Source organism: Parablautia sp. Marseille-Q6255 (genome assembly GCF_951230155.1).
Lineage (GTDB): Bacteria > Bacillota > Clostridia > Lachnospirales > Lachnospiraceae > Choladousia.
The window spans coordinates 303,309-318,425 of the sequence record NZ_CATNVD010000001.1; the positions used below are offsets into that span (position 1 = coordinate 303,309).

General features: G+C 50.3%; 12 protein-coding genes and 3 tRNA genes. 6 read left to right on the top strand and 9 right to left on the bottom strand.

The window, feature by feature from the left end:
• Window positions 1–12 precede the first annotated feature (12 nt).
• Together QOX44_RS01475 and nagA are read left to right on the top strand one after the other, a co-directional pair.
• Complete coding sequence (locus QOX44_RS01475; protein WP_283680876.1) at window positions 13–1,650, top strand: ABC-F family ATP-binding cassette domain-containing protein; 1,638 nt, start codon at window positions 13–15, stop codon at window positions 1,648–1,650.
• Window positions 1,651–1,703: 53 nt separating this feature from the next.
• The gene (gene nagA, locus QOX44_RS01480; protein WP_283680877.1) at window positions 1,704–2,852 is read left to right on the top strand and encodes an N-acetylglucosamine-6-phosphate deacetylase; all 1,149 of its coding nucleotides are present in this window, start codon (window positions 1,704–1,706) and stop codon (window positions 2,850–2,852) included.
• A gap of 90 nt (window positions 2,853–2,942) precedes the next feature.
• Here the strand turns inward: nagA and QOX44_RS01485 are convergent, their stop codons facing one another.
• The 3 genes from QOX44_RS01485 to QOX44_RS01495 are packed head-to-tail and all read right to left on the bottom strand — an operon-like array spanning window position 2,943 to window position 6,078.
• A complete protein-coding gene (locus QOX44_RS01485) occupies window positions 2,943–3,758 on the bottom strand; it encodes a TPM domain-containing protein (protein ID WP_283680879.1) in 816 nt (271 codons plus the stop codon).
• 16 nt (window positions 3,759–3,774) lie between these two features.
• Window positions 3,775–4,857 carry a hypothetical protein gene (locus QOX44_RS01490; RefSeq protein ID WP_283680881.1) on the bottom strand — a complete coding sequence of 361 codons (1,083 nt, stop codon included), beginning with the start codon at window positions 4,855–4,857 and terminating at the stop codon, window positions 3,775–3,777.
• Window positions 4,858–4,890: 33 nt separating this feature from the next.
• Window positions 4,891–6,078 (bottom strand): SPFH domain-containing protein, encoded by a 1,188-nt coding sequence (locus QOX44_RS01495; protein WP_283680883.1) that lies wholly within the window; start codon window positions 6,076–6,078, stop codon window positions 4,891–4,893.
• A gap of 176 nt (window positions 6,079–6,254) precedes the next feature.
• Between QOX44_RS01495 and QOX44_RS01500 the strand changes: the two genes are divergently transcribed.
• Entirely contained in the window at window positions 6,255–7,529 is a 1,275-nt protein-coding gene (locus QOX44_RS01500; RefSeq protein ID WP_283680884.1) for a peptidoglycan-binding protein, read from the top strand.
• A gap of 121 nt (window positions 7,530–7,650) precedes the next feature.
• On the opposite strand, the gene QOX44_RS01505 is transcribed toward QOX44_RS01500, so the two are convergent.
• From QOX44_RS01505 to QOX44_RS01525, 5 genes are all read right to left on the bottom strand, one after another.
• Window positions 7,651–10,137 (bottom strand): leucine-rich repeat domain-containing protein, encoded by a 2,487-nt coding sequence (locus QOX44_RS01505; RefSeq protein WP_283680885.1) that lies wholly within the window; start codon window positions 10,135–10,137, stop codon window positions 7,651–7,653.
• 230 nt (window positions 10,138–10,367) lie between these two features.
• Window positions 10,368–10,439 (bottom strand) — tRNA-Glu (locus QOX44_RS01510).
• Between the two features lie 48 nt (window positions 10,440–10,487).
• Window positions 10,488–10,559 (bottom strand) — tRNA-Glu (locus tag QOX44_RS01515).
• A gap of 48 nt (window positions 10,560–10,607) precedes the next feature.
• A tRNA-Glu gene (locus QOX44_RS01520) sits at window positions 10,608–10,679 on the bottom strand.
• A gap of 133 nt (window positions 10,680–10,812) precedes the next feature.
• On the bottom strand, window positions 10,813–11,181 hold the full coding sequence (locus QOX44_RS01525; protein ID WP_283680886.1) for a metal-sensing transcriptional repressor: 369 nt from the start codon (window positions 11,179–11,181) through the stop codon (window positions 10,813–10,815).
• A gap of 250 nt (window positions 11,182–11,431) precedes the next feature.
• On the opposite strand from QOX44_RS01525, the gene QOX44_RS01530 reads away from it, so the two are divergent.
• Genes QOX44_RS01530 through QOX44_RS01540 form a run of 3 tightly spaced genes read left to right on the top strand, consistent with a single transcriptional unit; the run spans window position 11,432 to window position 13,309 of the window.
• On the top strand, window positions 11,432–12,286 hold the full coding sequence (locus QOX44_RS01530) for a PHP domain-containing protein (RefSeq protein ID WP_283680887.1): 855 nt from the start codon (window positions 11,432–11,434) through the stop codon (window positions 12,284–12,286).
• Window positions 12,283–12,507 (top strand): hypothetical protein, encoded by a 225-nt coding sequence (locus QOX44_RS01535; RefSeq protein WP_283680888.1) that lies wholly within the window; start codon window positions 12,283–12,285, stop codon window positions 12,505–12,507. Before QOX44_RS01530 ends, QOX44_RS01535 begins: the two co-directional genes overlap by 4 nt.
• A complete protein-coding gene (locus QOX44_RS01540; protein WP_283680889.1) occupies window positions 12,500–13,309 on the top strand; it encodes a Cof-type HAD-IIB family hydrolase in 810 nt (269 codons plus the stop codon). The genes QOX44_RS01535 and QOX44_RS01540 overlap by 8 nt, the downstream gene beginning before the upstream one ends.
• 98 nt (window positions 13,310–13,407) lie before the next feature.
• Here QOX44_RS01540 and QOX44_RS01545 read toward each other — a convergent pair whose 3' ends face one another.
• Window positions 13,408–15,090, bottom strand: a complete 1,683-nt coding sequence (locus QOX44_RS01545; RefSeq protein WP_283680890.1) for a M3 family oligoendopeptidase — start codon at window positions 15,088–15,090, stop codon at window positions 13,408–13,410.
• Window positions 15,091–15,117: the final 27 nt, after the last annotated feature.

A 15,117-nucleotide genomic window follows, 5' to 3' on the forward strand; every position in this document is an offset into this window, starting at 1 on the left:
CGAGGTTATCAAATGATCAGTGCAAACAACGTAACGCTTCGAATCGGCAAAAAAGCGCTTTTCGAGGACGTAAATATCAAATTTACCGAAGGCAACTGCTATGGTCTGATCGGCGCGAACGGAGCCGGGAAATCTACCTTTCTGAAGATCCTGTCCGGAAAGCTGGAGACGACAAAGGGCGACGTCGTAATGACGCCGGGACAGCGTCTGTCTGTCCTTGAGCAGGATCACTTTAAATATGACGAGTACACAGTACTGGATACCGTCATCATGGGCAATCAGAGACTGTATGATATCATGAAGGAAAAGGATGCGATCTACGCAAAGGAGGACTTCACAGACGAGGACGGCATCCGTGCAAGTGAGCTGGAGGGTGAATTTGCCGAGATGAACGGCTGGGAGGCAGAATCTGACGCTGCTACGCTCCTGAACGGTCTGGGGATCGACACCTCTCTCCATTACAGTCTGATGAAGGATTTAAACGGAAATGAAAAGGTCAAGGTGCTCCTTGCGCGCGCTCTGTTCGGCAATCCGGATATCCTGCTGCTCGACGAGCCGACAAACCACCTGGATCTCGAAGCCATCAACTGGCTCGAGGAGTTCCTGATCAACTTTGACAATACAGTCATTGTCGTATCGCACGACCGCTACTTCCTGAATAAGGTCTGCACGCAGATCGCCGATATTGATTACGGAAAGATCCAGCTCTACGCCGGAAACTATGATTTCTGGTACGAGTCCAGCCAGCTTCTGATCAAGCAGATGAAGGAAGCAAACAAGAAAAAGGAAGAAAAGATCAAGGAGCTGCAGGAGTTCATCTCCCGTTTCTCTGCAAACGCTTCCAAATCCAAGCAGGCAACATCGAGAAAACGTGCCCTGGAAAAGATCCAGCTCGATGAGATCAAACCGTCCAGCCGTAAGTATCCGTACATTGATTTCCGCCCGAACCGCGAGATCGGAAATGAGGTCCTCATGGTGGAAAATCTCTCCAAAACGATCGATGGTGTAAAAATACTCGACGGTATTACCTTCACACTCGGCCACGATGACAAGGTCGCGTTTGTCGGCAACAATGAGCTGGCAAAGACAACCTTCTTCCAGATCCTCGCAGGCGAGATGGAGCCGGATGAGGGCAGCTTCAAATGGGGCGTAACGACATCTCAGGCATATTTCCCGAAGGACAGCACGAAGGAATTTGACAATGACCTGACGATCGTAGACTGGCTGACACAGTTTTCCGAGATCAAGGACGCCACATACGTGCGCGGCTTCCTCGGCAGAATGCTGTTTGCCGGAGACGATGGAGTCAAGAAGCTCAAGGTCCTCTCCGGAGGCGAGCGTGTGCGCTGCCTGCTTTCCAAGATGATGATCTCCGGCGCAAATGTGCTTCTGTTAAATGAGCCGACAGACCATCTGGATATGGAATCCATCACTGCACTCAACAATGGAATGATCAAATTCCCGGGAGTACTGCTCTTCTCCTCCCGCGACCATCAGATTGTCCAGACAACAGCGAACCGTATTATGGAATTTCTGCCAAACGGCAAGATGATCGACAAGATCACAACGTACGATGAGTATCTGGAAAGCGACGAGATGGCAAGAAAGCGTCAGGTATACACGACTGACGGCACTCCTGAGGACAACTGAGCATTTTCATAAAAGGCTGCAAAAATACCATTTTATTTAAGGAGGGCTTACAAATGGCTGCAAAACACAAGATTATAAACGGATCTGTTTTTCAGGAAGAGGGGAGCTTTATCCAGGACACGCTCTATATGTGCGATGAGCGCATCGTTTCCCGCGAAGAATACGAAGCGGCGCCCGGAGAAGAAAGCGTCACAGACGCTTCCGGCTGCTATATTATACCGGGACTGACAGATATTCATTTTCACGGATGTATGGGAAGCGACTGCTGCGACGGCACAGCAGAAGATTTCGCCACGATCGCGCGGTACGAGCTGCGCCAGGGCGTCACTTCGATCACCCCTGCTACAATGACCATGTCAGAAGAGGTGCTTTCCGGCATCAGCGAGGCTGTTCGGGACTTTTCCTGCCCGGACGGCGCCGACCTTGTCGGGCTGTACATGGAAGGTCCGTTCATCAACATGGCTAAAAAAGGCGCACAGAACGGAAAATACATCCACCAGGCAGATACTGCTATGCTGGACCGTCTCCAGAAGCTGTCCGGCAACAAGTTTCTCAGCGTTGTCGTAGCACCGGAGACAGAGGGCGCGCTTGATTTTATCAGCGAGAACAGCGGTAAAATCAATATTTCCATCGCGCATACGACTGCTGACTACGAGACCGCAAAGGAAGCGATCGCACGCGGAGCTTCACAGCTTACCCATACCTTCAATGCCATGCCGCCGTTTACTCACCGCGCGCCGGGACCGATCGGAGCAGCGGCAGATGATGACCACTGCATGGCCGAGCTGATCTGCGACGGCATTCATATCCATCCGGCAGTCGTGCGCACCACCTTCAAGATCTTCGGCGATGACCGCATCATCCTGATCAGCGACAGCATGCGCGCGACAGGTATGGAGGACGGAGAGTACGATCTCGGCGGACAGAAAGTCATTGTCCGCGGCAACCTTGCTACGCTCGAGGATGGTACGATCGCAGGCTCTGCCACCAACCTGATGGACTGTGTGCGAACGGCAGTAAAAGAAATGGGGATCCCTCTTACAAGCGCCATCAAATGTGCTGCCGTCAACCCGGCGCGCGCCGTAGGCATTATCAAAGACTACGGTACTCTGGCTCCCGGCAAATACGCCAACGTTGTGATCCTTGATCAGCAGCTTGACACAAAGCATATCTTCCGCCACGGAACGCCAGTGACAGATTAATCTTTTATACAATAAAACACGAAAGGGGCGATTGCAGATCCACCGGACCCTGTGTTCTGCAACCGCCCCTTATCTATGTATTCTGAAGCCCTAAAAAGAACCGCCTCTGCCTCCGGCACGGCCGCCGGATGACGTCTGATGCGTTGCTCCGCCACCGCCTTCTCCCCCGGATGGTTTTTCCCTGCGGACCCTCGATACCGTCCGATACAGGTATACGTCTCTTTTGCGCGTCACGCGGAAGCTTCCCTCCCGCACATACTCCTGTGCCGCATCCCTTACTCCGACAGACCGAAGCTGTCCAAAGAGCACATACAGCACACTGCCCGCGACGATCAGCCCCGCGACTGCCGCGATCGCCAAACGTGTCCCCAGACTCATTTTCTGCCTGTATGTGTGATCGACATCGTACGGCTCCTGCGTCACTCCCTCCTTCACAAATTCTTCCGTCAGATCTGCGAATAAGGAAAATGCCTTCCCGTACGCTCCGTCAGAAAGCTTCTCCGAAACAAGCTCATCCATCCGCTCCAGGCCGTACGCAGTAAAAATATCTGTAGCATTTCCAAAGGTGGCAAAATAGTACTGGCGGTCTCCCATGCTCACAAGCATCATGATACCGTCATTTTCTTCTCCGAATCCATACCCCTGCGACAGATAATAGTCCTCAGCAAACTGCTGTGTACTCTTCCCTTCACACGAATCTACCGTCAGGATCACCGCGTCGTACTGGTAGGTCTGCGCAACTGCACTGAGCTGTTCCTGTAATTCTTTCTCCTGCTCCTCCGAAAGGATCTGTGCCTCATCAATCACCTTCCGCTGTGCATCCGCCCTTACAGACACTGTAAAGGACAGAATCATACACATCGCACAGATCAGACAGAGCAGCAGACTGGTTCTTTTTTTCTGCACCACTCTTCCCTCCCGTCTAAAACAACATCGTGACCAGAAAAGCCAGCGCAGCCGCGGCTGCAAAGGAACCTGCTGCGGCAATGGCTGCTTTCCCCTTATCGACCGGCAGATTGCCTACAAACTTTCCGGTCTGCCCGTTCATCGCAAACGTATAAAGCTTCCCCCTGTAGCGCGTATGCAGCACCCACACCGGAAGCAGCGCATATGTGATCTTCCCCTGCTTCAGCCGGATATCCGTATGCTCTGGAATGCAGGTCGCATATCCTGAGATCGTGCGCATAAAAGAATCCACCGTGCTTTGCCGCATGCGCGCGTTTGCACACGGCGCACATTCAGCCGCAGACTGATCGTATTTATCTGCCAGATAGCCCGCCAGATACGCCGTCTGAAAATCCACTGCCTCTGTATAATCAAACGGTTCGATCGACTGCATCAGAGCGTCATCCATCTTTGTCGAGCCATCCACCGGTACGAAATCAAAGCCAAGCTCTCCGCCGCGGCTTACCAGATAATGTCTCGTCTCGGTATAGCTGTAATCATCTGTGTTCCAGCAGCGGACTCTTGTCGCACGGCAGCGAAGCTCCGCCCGGGCGTCGCAGTCATACAGCCAGAACGGTACATAAACTCCTCGTATTTCCTCCAGCCTGTTTTCTGAGCGAAACAGTGACGGCAGCAGCACCTTGCCTTTCAGATGGCTGCGCAGCTGCTCCTTTGCCTGCTTCGCATCAAGCTTAAAAGGGATCACCAGATCCGGACGCAGTGCGCCGGAAAGCTTTCGGGGAATAATGACCGGATTTGCGCAAAACGGGCAGCTTGAGGCAGCCATATTCCGGTCTGCTACGATCTCTCCGCCGCATGATTCACACGTATACGAGACGAGCGTCCCATCCTCATCTTCCAGCTCCTCCTGTGTCTGCCATACATTTTCGCCATCCCACTGCGGATCGTGATCCTCCTCCATCCGCTCCTCCTCAAATTCTTTGAGTGATTCGATTTCAAACTCTGTATCGCAGTACGGACATTTCATTTTCTGCGCCTGACTGTCAAACGTGATCGCGCCTGCGCAGCAGGGACATTTATATTCCAAAACATCTGCCATATCTCTGTCTTTGCTCCTTTTTATGCACAGTACTTACGGTCTCTTTGCCCCGCATTCCGAACAGAATCTTCCGGTATTGACCGTCCCGCAGGTGCAACGCCAGCTCTCCTGCGGCCGCTTCGTCCCGCACTCCGAACAGAACTTCCCGGTATTGACCGTCCCGCAGGCGCAGGTCCACTGCTCATCCGGATGCGCAGCGTACGCTCCCGGCCTTTGCTGTCCCATTGAAAAAAGATCCTGCACATTCACGCCGCCTGCATTGCCGGCCATTCCCATTCCCATAAATCCTGCCATCGCGCCGGCAGGATTCGCTGCCGCTGTGCGCATCGCATCGCTTTGTGCTCCGACAAGCGCTGCCGCCGCCATCGCAGGATCTCTCAGCACGGCGCTTTTTTGCAGCTGCCGGATCATATCCTCATCCTCTTTAGAAGCCGAGACAGAGTTTAACCCCATCGAAGCGATCACGATCCCCCGCAGATCCTTCCACTTCTTCGAAAGGACCTCGTTGAGCACAGAGGCCAGCTCAAGCGTGTGCCCCGGAAGCTCACTGTAGCGCACACCCATGGCCGAGATCTGAGCAAATGCAGGCTGAAGCGCCGTCAAAAGCTCCGATTTAAGCATCTGTTCCAGTTCTGAGCGTTCATAGATATCGTCCACGTTTCCGCAGACATTCGTATAAAACAGGATCGGATCGGCGATCCTGTAGGAGTACTCGCCATTGCAGCGGACAGAGATGTCAACGTCCAGACCGATATTTCGGTCTGTCACACGGAACGGAACCGGCGTCGGTGTTCCGTACTTATTGCCCATGATTTCCTTCGTATTAAAATAATAGATCCTCTGATCCTGCGGCGCTTCCCCACCAAAGGCAAAGCGTTTTCCTATCTGTGCAAAGGTCCGCACGATCCCTTCACCCAGACTTCCGCCAAATATGGACGGCTCGGCCGCACTGTCATACGTATACTCTCCCGGCTCCGCACAGACCTCTGCCACCTTTCCGCCTTCCACAATCATCATGCACTGACCGTCTGCCACCAGGATCACTGAGCCATCCGAGATCACATGGTCATTCCCACGCCGGTTGGAGGAACGCCCGGAAGCCCTTTTTTGTCCTCTGCAAACCAGTATATCTGAATCCATTGCATCACAGTAAAAATATTCCTTCCATGCATCCGCAAACACTCCTCCGGCTGCACCTGTCGCCGCTTTCACCAGTCCCATACCATACCTCCATTTTTGTTGCGCATTTTAATTCTTCTATTTTCGCCAGATGGTTTCATTATATCAAATAAATTTGTCTTATTACAATGTTTTTTCAGAAAATCGAAAAATCAGTAACACTTCCGGCCGCTTCCTGCATACGATAAAAGTAAGTGTCCATCAGGAGTCACACGATCATGAACCGTTCTTCTTTTCAAACGCGGCTGCGCGCTGCACAGACGGATATGACAGATACCGGAAGTCTGCAGATCACCGCCGTCTCCGAACAGAATATCCCTGTAGAAGACGCCACCGTACAGATTTCCTACACCGGAGAGCCCGGGAGTACGATTGAAGAAATACAGACCGACAGCAGCGGACAGACCGAAGCGCTCGCACTTCGCACTCCGCCCGTCGAATACAGTCTTCAGCCATCAGAAATTATGCCCTATGCGGAATACACCGTCCGCGTCACTGCCCCGGGCTTTGAGCCAGTGGAGATCAGCGGCGTAGAGGTGCTCGGCGCACAGCTCTCCCTGCAGAACGTGCGTATGCGTCCTGTCCTGGTCGGGGAAGCGCCGGATGTGATCGCCATACCCGACCACACCCTGTACGGGGTCTATCCTCCAAAGATCGCAGAGGCAGAGATCAAGCCTGTCAATGTCAGCGGAGAGATTGTTCTGGATCAGGTGGTCGTCCCGGAGTTCGTGGTGGTCCATAACGGAACGCCCGGCGACACTTCCGCCGGCAACTATTATGTCCGCTACAAGGATTACATCAAAAATGTAGCCAGCTCCGAAATTTACGCAACCTGGCCGTATGAATCACTCATCGCCAATATTCTGGCGATCCAGTCCTTTACTATGAACCGCATTTACACGGAATGGTACAGAAACAAGGGATATAATTTCACGATCACATCATCTACTGCCTTTGACCAGAAATGGATTTATGGAAGAAATATTTTTGAGAGCATTGACGCCGCTGTTGATGACGTTTTTCTCAACTATCTGTCCCGCCCAAATGTGCGCCAGCCGATCCTCACCCAGTACTGTGACGGCAAACGGGTGCAGTGCCCGCAGTGGCTCTCTCAGTGGGGAAGCGCCGCCCTCGGCGAGCAGGGCTATGACGCGATCTCTATCATCCGCAATTATTACGGAGACACCATGTACATCAATGCCGCCGAGGAAGTATCCGGCGTCCCGGAGTCCTATCCCGGCTTTCCGCTGTCTATCGGCTCTGTAGGATCGGATGTCCTGAAAATCCAGGAACAGCTCAATACGATCTCCGACAACTATCCTCTGATCCCCAAGCTGACGCCAGATGGGATCTTCGGCGAAGCGACACAGGAGGCAGTCCGTACCTTCCAGTCCGTATTCGGACTCGGGCAGGATGGCATCGTCGGTCCGCGCACCTGGTACCGCATTCAGGATATTTACGTCGCAGTCACACGGATCGCCGAAAATATCTGACGCCGCTGCAGAAAATCCAAAAGGCTGCTGCAAAACACCCATTCCGGTGCATTTTGCAACAGCCTCATACTCAAAGGAGTAGTATCATACCTGTATTTCGTAAGGTTCCGTTCTCGTCCTTTTATTTTATTTTTAATACCTTTGCTTTGGACGAAAGCCCTTTACTTCTAAGCATCTTTTTATAAGAAGACAACTTCTGTGCAGGCACCTTCACCTTCAGTTTCCGCAGCTCTTTTCTGCCCACATTCGTAAATGCTTTGCTTCCTACGTTTTTCGCCGAGAGCTTTGACGTACGGATTGTCAGTGATGTCATTGCCTTGCAGTTATAAAACGCTCTGCTTCCAATACTCTTAACCTGTCCGCCCAATTCTACGCTCTTTAGAGCACTGCACCCCTCAAAAGCTCCTGCTCCGATACTCGTAACACTCTTTGGAATAACTACCTTTTTCAGTTTCCTGTTATTCTTAAACGCGTTCTTTGCGATCGAAGTCACCTGATACGTCACACCTTTTATCTTGATCCTGGATGGAACCGTGACAGTAGTCTTTGACGTATTTTTTTGCTCTTTTAATGCAACTGTGGATCCGCCCGTCACTGTATAGACAGTCCCCGTCTTTTTATCCGTCAGTTTCGTTCCTTTTGCCGAAGATACAATCTTAAATTTATGGACAATCGTACCGTCATACGTGCCGCATCCCTTAATTATCACGGATGCCGTTCCCACTTTTTTATTCTTCTTATAGGATACCGTAAAATCTCTATTTTCTTTTAAAGTCTTCTTTCCAATCTTTACAGTCACCTTTGGCGTAAGTTTCTTACCTGTATAGGTATAGCTCTTTTTTATGCCGCTTACCTTTGCTTCCAAAAGGCTAATCTGATAAGAAATGCCATGTTTCTTTGCATATTTGATCGCATAAGATCCCTGCGGTGCGCAAATAGTAGCCGATGTCAGATGTCGTCCTCCGCTTTCCCAGCCTGTCCATAAAACATCTTCTCCTATATTTGTCACGCTCGATGGGATCGTGATTTTTTCCAGCTTTTCACAATGAGCAAATGCTTCTTTTCCAATGGAGGTAAGTCCCGGCTCGATCACTACCTCCTTTAAGTTGTCCATATAAGCAAATGCCTTTTCTGGTATCCTTGTTATCCCTCTTCCGATCACAATCTTCTCAGCATGATCGCCAAGAAATGCCCACGCACTGCTGTTTTCCGATCCCACTTCCATATCACCGCTTCCGGAGATCGTAAGCTTGCCATCTTTAAAATCCCAGGTGCTCTGCTCTCCTGCCACCCGGTAGATCCTTTTGTTCACCTTTCCACTTACAGAATCAATCGAATAAAAATTCACCATATTTCCATTGGACGCATAATATACAACTTTCGAGCCTTTCACAATCGGCTGACAGTCAGAAAAAGACGTTGCTGCGGTATACTCCGTGCTGATCTTATTTCCATTTCCATCAACAAAAAGATAATGAAGGATCCCGGACGAAAGACTGTCGTCCAGGCTTGCAGCCCCTTTGCTTCCCACTTCCTCCCAAGAGATCATAAAGCGATTGTCGTTCACCTTTGTAATCCTGGCTCCTTTGAACCGTTTTCCATTTCCTCTATATGAGGTCAGCCACTTTACACTTGTCGCTCCTTCCGAAAAATTGGCCTTCGGCGTTACCGTCAGATAAATATTATACGGTGTATTCGCAGATACACTGTTATACTGCGACTGATCAATCGATGTACCCAGACACAGAATATTGTTTGCCGACATGGCCATGCCATCCACGCTTGCATAGCAGGGAATTGCCCAGGCAGAGTCCTGCGTTCCTCCGTACTGAAAGATATTTAAAGATGTCTCTTCAAATGTGGTCGCATTATATTTACTCAGCTTCATATACCTGGAACCCTCACTTTGCTCCAGAACATACAGGTCTTTCCCGTCACTTTTGATATACTGCGCAAAAGAATGCCACTGATCACCGGCTACAATCCTGCCTGTCATCGTTGCCGTATCCACCTCAACCATCAAAAAGCCCTGATGCCCCTGCTGAAAAAGCGGATCCACATATCCTTCATGTCCTGTAACAATGTACAGTTTCCCATTATTCTCTGTTACCTCCACACATCCATAGTCAAATGGATAACGCACCTTCCCGCCGAAAATCTCCGGGTTGCTGATAATCCGCGCGCTCCCGACGCGTCTCCAGTTAAAATCATATCGGATCACACGAATGACCTCTGCGGCATTATTCTCAGCTTCATTCGCCTGCCCTTCTATCAGATAATACCCATTGGACCCAGCATAAAATCCACCCCAGACCGGAAGCTCCATAGGAATCTCCCGCTTGCTCTTTATCTGGAAATTATCATCATAATACTCGATCCCTACTGTGTTTTTCTTCTCCTTATAAAACACTCTCATATATCCGTCCCGTATAGATACGATATCGGACCCGCGCCGCAAGCCAATCTCCAGGTTATCCCATGCAGTCGGCACATATGCTGCTGACACCTTTGCCGGATACCCTGCAAACAGCAGCATCAGAAAACATCCGCACAGCAGATACAGCTTTTTCAGATTTTTCTGTAACTTTTTTTGCATTCTTTGTTTCATTTTCTTCTCCCTCTTTCCATTCATCCAATCGCATATTTTTCCGTATTCTTATGCAGCAGGCTCTGCACCTGCATACGGATACTGTTCCTTTAGCATACCACCTTCCGAAGACATTTTCTACTGATCACTGCCAAAATATGACATATTTCGAAAGAATTTTTCTCACCACATCAAAAAAGAACAGTCAATCCTGACTGCTCCATCTGCTTTGAATCATTTAACTTTTATAACAGTTCGTAGGGGAATCGAACCCCTGTTTCCGCCGTGAGAGGGCGGCGTCTTAACCGCTTGACCAACGAACCATACGTATGTTTTCTTTTCTCCAAGAAAGAGCCTTCGCACTTTCTTAACAGTTCGTAGGGGAATCGAACCCCTGTTTCCGCCGTGAGAGGGCGGCGTCTTAACCGCTTGACCAACGAACCACACACATGTTATCTTTTCTTCAAGAAAGGGCTTTCGCACTTTCTCAACAGTTCGTAGGGGAATCGAACCCCTGTTTCCGCCGTGAGAGGGCGGCGTCTTAACCGCTTGACCAACGAACCATGCTGCTGTAGTATACCAACTGTTTTTACAAATTGCAAGTGTTTTTTGCATTTATTTTCAGGTTTTTTTGTATTAATTTCAGTACAATCCAAAAAAGCCCGGTTTTACGGTCTTTTTCCGCCCTTCGGACGCTTACCGCATCATACGCTGGATCGTCGTACACAGCTCTTCTACCGCGCCCTCCTGTCCTTCCCTGATATCGTGTACCACACAGGTCTGAATATGATTTGTCAAAAGAAGCTTATTAAAGCTGTTCAGTGCAGACTGTACGGCCGATACCTGTGTCATAATGTCAATGCAGTACCGGTCCTCCTCTACCATTTTCTGGATCCCGCGCACCTGGCCCTCGATCCTTTTCAGCCGGTTCTGCAGATCGCGGTATTCTTTCTCTTCCCGGTGCTTCGTACGGCATTCACAGCTGCGCGTCTCCTCTGTATGACAACAGCATGCTGTCGGTTCTTCTGTCTCCTGATTTATAAGCGCTTTTTCTATTTCTGCCATTTCTGCCTCCTTTACCGCATCAGATCTCTTTTTGTCATTCTTCCTACACACTAGCACAGACTCTGCCTGCTTGTCAACCGGCTTCCGGAGGTATCCGAAAAACGGGCGCCTGAAGAGATGCTATCCGCATTGCAGAAGATCTGCCTGTTTACATCTTTTCCTTTTTCGGTTATACTGGCAATAGCATCAGTGAACAGGGGACAACACCCACTGACGCTAGCTTCATTTTATAACGCAAAGGAGAATACAGATGAAATTAATAGATCTTCACACACATTCTTGCAGCTCTGACGGTACCCTGACGCCAGCCGAACTCGTCAGATGCGCTTCCGAGTGTGGACTTGCAGCATTTGCGCTGACAGATCATGACAACACAGACGGACTCCCGGAGGCCTTTGAGGCTGCCGCACAGTACGGGATCGAGCTCGTCCCGGGGATCGAATTTTCCACGGAGTACCTCGGTACAGATATCCACATCGTAGGCATTGACTTTGACTGGAAAAATCCCGCCTTTCAAAAGCGGATCGACTATTACCGTTCCGAACGTGTCCGCCGCAACCAGAAAATGATCGATATGATGGCTGCTGACGGCATTGATATTTCTTATGAGCAGATGGCGCAGTCCTTCGGGGAATCCGTATGGACGCGTGCACATTTCGCAAAGTTCCTGCTTGCAAAAGGCTACATTAAAGATATCAGCGAAGCCTTCACGACTTATATCGGAGATAACTGTAAATATTTTATTCCGCGCGAAAAGGTGAGTCCGTTTGAGGTCGTAGAGCTGATCCGCGAATTTGGCGGCATTCCGATCCTTGCGCATCCATTTCAGTACAAGTTCTCTGATGAAGTGCTGCGCACACTTATCCAGAAGCTGATCGACGCAGGGCTTCTCGGCATGGAGGTTTATTATTCCACCCATACGCAGGAGCAGTGCGACTACCTGCTGGCACTTGCTGATGAATTTGGGCTTGCCCCAAGCGGCGGTTCTGATTTTCACGGTTCCAATAAGCCGGATATCAGCCTTGGCAGCGGCAAAAATAATCTGCAGATCCCGTACAGCATACTGGAGCATCTGCGAGACAGACTACAGGAGGCAGAAAGATGAAGTTCCGTGAACGGTACATGCGCCATGAAGCCGAGTTTGAGGAAATTTTTGTCCTGACAGATGAGTGGAATTTCAGCGATGAGACCTGCACGCTCCGCGAATACCTGGGTCTGACCGCCCAGGAAGAGGACGTCTGGATCAGTGAAAGCGACGAGGCTCTGGAGGAATTGCTGGAAAAAGAACGTATCCGTCTGGATACAGAAAAGGGGACACATGAATAAAAAAATTCTTTTTACTGACCTGGACGGCACCTTATTAAATGATGAAAAAGAAATCTCAGAAGAAAATCAGCTGGCGATCGACGAGGCTTTGCAAAAGGGTCATTTTGTCGTCATATCCACCGGAAGGCCGCTCCCCAGCGCACGCATTCAGGCGAACCGCCTGGGGCTTGTAAAGGAAGGCTGTTTTGCAATCACATACAACGGAGCACAGATCTACGATTTTCACAATGAAAAAACGATCTACAAACGCGGTGTGCCGCATCGGCTGGTCGCTCCGCTATTTGAAGCTGCCGCCTCCTGCGGCCTGCATTTTCAGACATACAGCGATACGCATGTGATCGCGCAGAAGGAGCGCCCGGAGCTGATCCGCTACAGCGGCATCCTGCAGGTTCCTTATCTGATCACAGACCACATAGAAGAAGCCCTGGCGCAGGATCCCTACAAGTTCCTCGCCATTGACCCAGATCATGATAAGCTGGAGGATTTTCAGAAAAATGTCCTCTCCCGGTACAGTGACCATCTGACCTCCTTTTTCTCAAATGAGCATTATCTGGAGATCGTCCCTCTCGGGATTTCCAAGGGCTTTGCCGTCACCTGGCTGTGCGATTATCTCAATATCCCCATCGAAAACTCAGTAGCTGCAGGCGATGCACAAAATGATATTGAGATGCTCCAGGCTGCCCATATCGGAGCAGTGATGTGCAATGCCTTTCCGGGTGTTGCACAGTACGGTGATTACGTGACCGAAGCGGACAACAACCACAGCGGCCTTGCAGAGATCATTCGCCGCTTTATCCTTTAAAATATATCAGAAAAGGCTGTTACAAAATACATCCGGCGGTGTGAATTTCCATCGGGATCCGTATTTTGCAACAGCCATTTTTATATCCGGTATATCAGTTACATCTTATTGTAGATTTCCCGCAGTCCCTGCGCGATCTTGCCGATCGTACCCTCCTCAAACGGAGAATCCAGTCCCGCTGCTTTTACGGTATTCGTAAAGAAATCTGACGCGCTTGCCTGGCAGAAGCCAAGGTAGCTTTCCCACGCTGCCCGGTAATCTTTCTGCATCCAAATCTTGTACTGGAACGCATCGGTCTGCGCGATCACATAGTCAATGTAATAGAACGGGAAACTGTAAATATGGTGCTGACGCTGCCAGAAGCCTCCGCCCTGATAGAAGGAAGACTCGTCCTCATACTTCATATGCGGCTTGTACTCTGCCTCCAGCTTTTTCCACGCCTCTTTGCGCTGTGCCGGAGTCATCTGCGGATGGTCGTATACGATATGCTGGAACTCGTCTACCATGCTTCCATACGGAATAAATACTACGGCATCTTCAAGCTGGGATTTCAGGAAATCAGAAGCTCTGTCCCCAAAGAACTTCTCCATCCACGGATTCGTGAAAAACTCCATCGACATAGAGTGCGTCTCTGCAGTTTCCATGGTAATGTCTGCGTGCTCCATGACCGGATCTTTTCCGGAGAGATAGCCCTGGAAGGCATGGCCGCACTCATGCGTCACCACATCGACATCTCCGGCTGTCCCGTTAAAGTTTGCGAAGATAAACGGCGCATGGTAATCCGGCAGATACGTCATATATCCGCCCACCTGCTTATGCGGACGTGAAAATACGTCAAACAGCTCTCCATCCATCATAAAGTCAAAAAATTCTTTTGTCTCCGGTGAAAGCTCCTCATACATCTCCTGACCGCTCTTTAAAATCTCCTCCGGTGTGCCGGTCGGCTTCGGACTGCCCTGCGGGAAGCTTACGCCCTCATCCATATGATACATGACGTCCAGACCAAGCCTCTTTCTGCGGTTCTCCCACATCTCTTCCGCAAACGGCACCCACTCCTTCTTGACCTGCGCGCGGAAACGCTCCACATCCTCTCTCCAGTAGCTGTTGCGCTGCATACGGCAGTAGCCAAGCTCCGTATACGTCTCAAACCCGAGCTTCTTCGCCTGCTGCGTGCGGTTCTTTACCAGTCTGTCATACAGATCGTCCAGCTGTGCTTCTACGCTCTCATAAAACGTATTTACCTTTTTAGCTGCCCTTCTGCGGACATCGCGGTCCTTATGGTTCAGATACGGAATGATCGTGGACAGATTCAGTGTATCTCCATCCCAGTCGATCGCAGCGCTTGCAAGAAGCTTTTCATACTCTGTCACAAGTGCATTCTCTTCCTGCATCAGAGGAATGATCTCCTCACTCACAGACTTTGACGCAAGCTCGATATTCCGGATCGCCGGTCCCCCGATCACCTTCTCGATCTCCTCCCGGTATGGTGATGCGTATAACAGCTTTCTGTACTGCACCGCCAGATGCTCAAATGCCGGAGTCTCCTGATCATAATACGTCTTCTCTGCTTCATAAAATTCATCGGAAGTATCAATACTGTGACGGATGCTTGCGATCGTCATCTGCGTCTGCATTCTGCCGGACAGCGCATAGTAGCGTCTGTGTACCTCCAGCTGCTCGTCTGCCGACTTTGCTGCCTGAAATGCTTCCATAATGGAAGCCAGCTCTTTTTTCGCCGCCTCAATATCTACTCTCTCGTACGGCATGTCTTTGAATTTCATACGTGTTATCCTCCTGTCTTTCTCCTG

Bases quoted from the DNA above. Each gene is read 5' to 3' on its own strand.
- QOX44_RS01475 (WP_283680876.1), top strand. From the start codon at position 13: ATGATCAGTGCAAACAACGTAACGCTTCGAATCGGCAAAAAAGCGCTT.
- nagA (WP_283680877.1), top strand. From the start codon at position 1,704: ATGGCTGCAAAACACAAGATTATAAACGGATCTGTTTTTCAGGAAGAG.
- QOX44_RS01490 (WP_283680881.1), bottom strand. From the start codon at position 4,857: ATGGCAGATGTTTTGGAATATAAATGTCCCTGCTGCGCAGGCGCGATC.
- QOX44_RS01495 (WP_283680883.1), bottom strand. From the start codon at position 6,078: ATGGGACTGGTGAAAGCGGCGACAGGTGCAGCCGGAGGAGTGTTTGCG.
- QOX44_RS01500 (WP_283680884.1), top strand. From the start codon at position 6,255: ATGAACCGTTCTTCTTTTCAAACGCGGCTGCGCGCTGCACAGACGGAT.
- QOX44_RS01505 (WP_283680885.1), bottom strand. From the start codon at position 10,137: ATGAAACAAAGAATGCAAAAAAAGTTACAGAAAAATCTGAAAAAGCTG.
- QOX44_RS01525 (WP_283680886.1), bottom strand. From the start codon at position 11,181: ATGGCAGAAATAGAAAAAGCGCTTATAAATCAGGAGACAGAAGAACCG.
- QOX44_RS01530 (WP_283680887.1), top strand. From the start codon at position 11,432: ATGAAATTAATAGATCTTCACACACATTCTTGCAGCTCTGACGGTACC.
- QOX44_RS01535 (WP_283680888.1), top strand. From the start codon at position 12,283: ATGAAGTTCCGTGAACGGTACATGCGCCATGAAGCCGAGTTTGAGGAA.
- QOX44_RS01540 (WP_283680889.1), top strand. From the start codon at position 12,500: ATGAATAAAAAAATTCTTTTTACTGACCTGGACGGCACCTTATTAAAT.
- QOX44_RS01545 (WP_283680890.1), bottom strand. From the start codon at position 15,090: ATGAAATTCAAAGACATGCCGTACGAGAGAGTAGATATTGAGGCGGCG.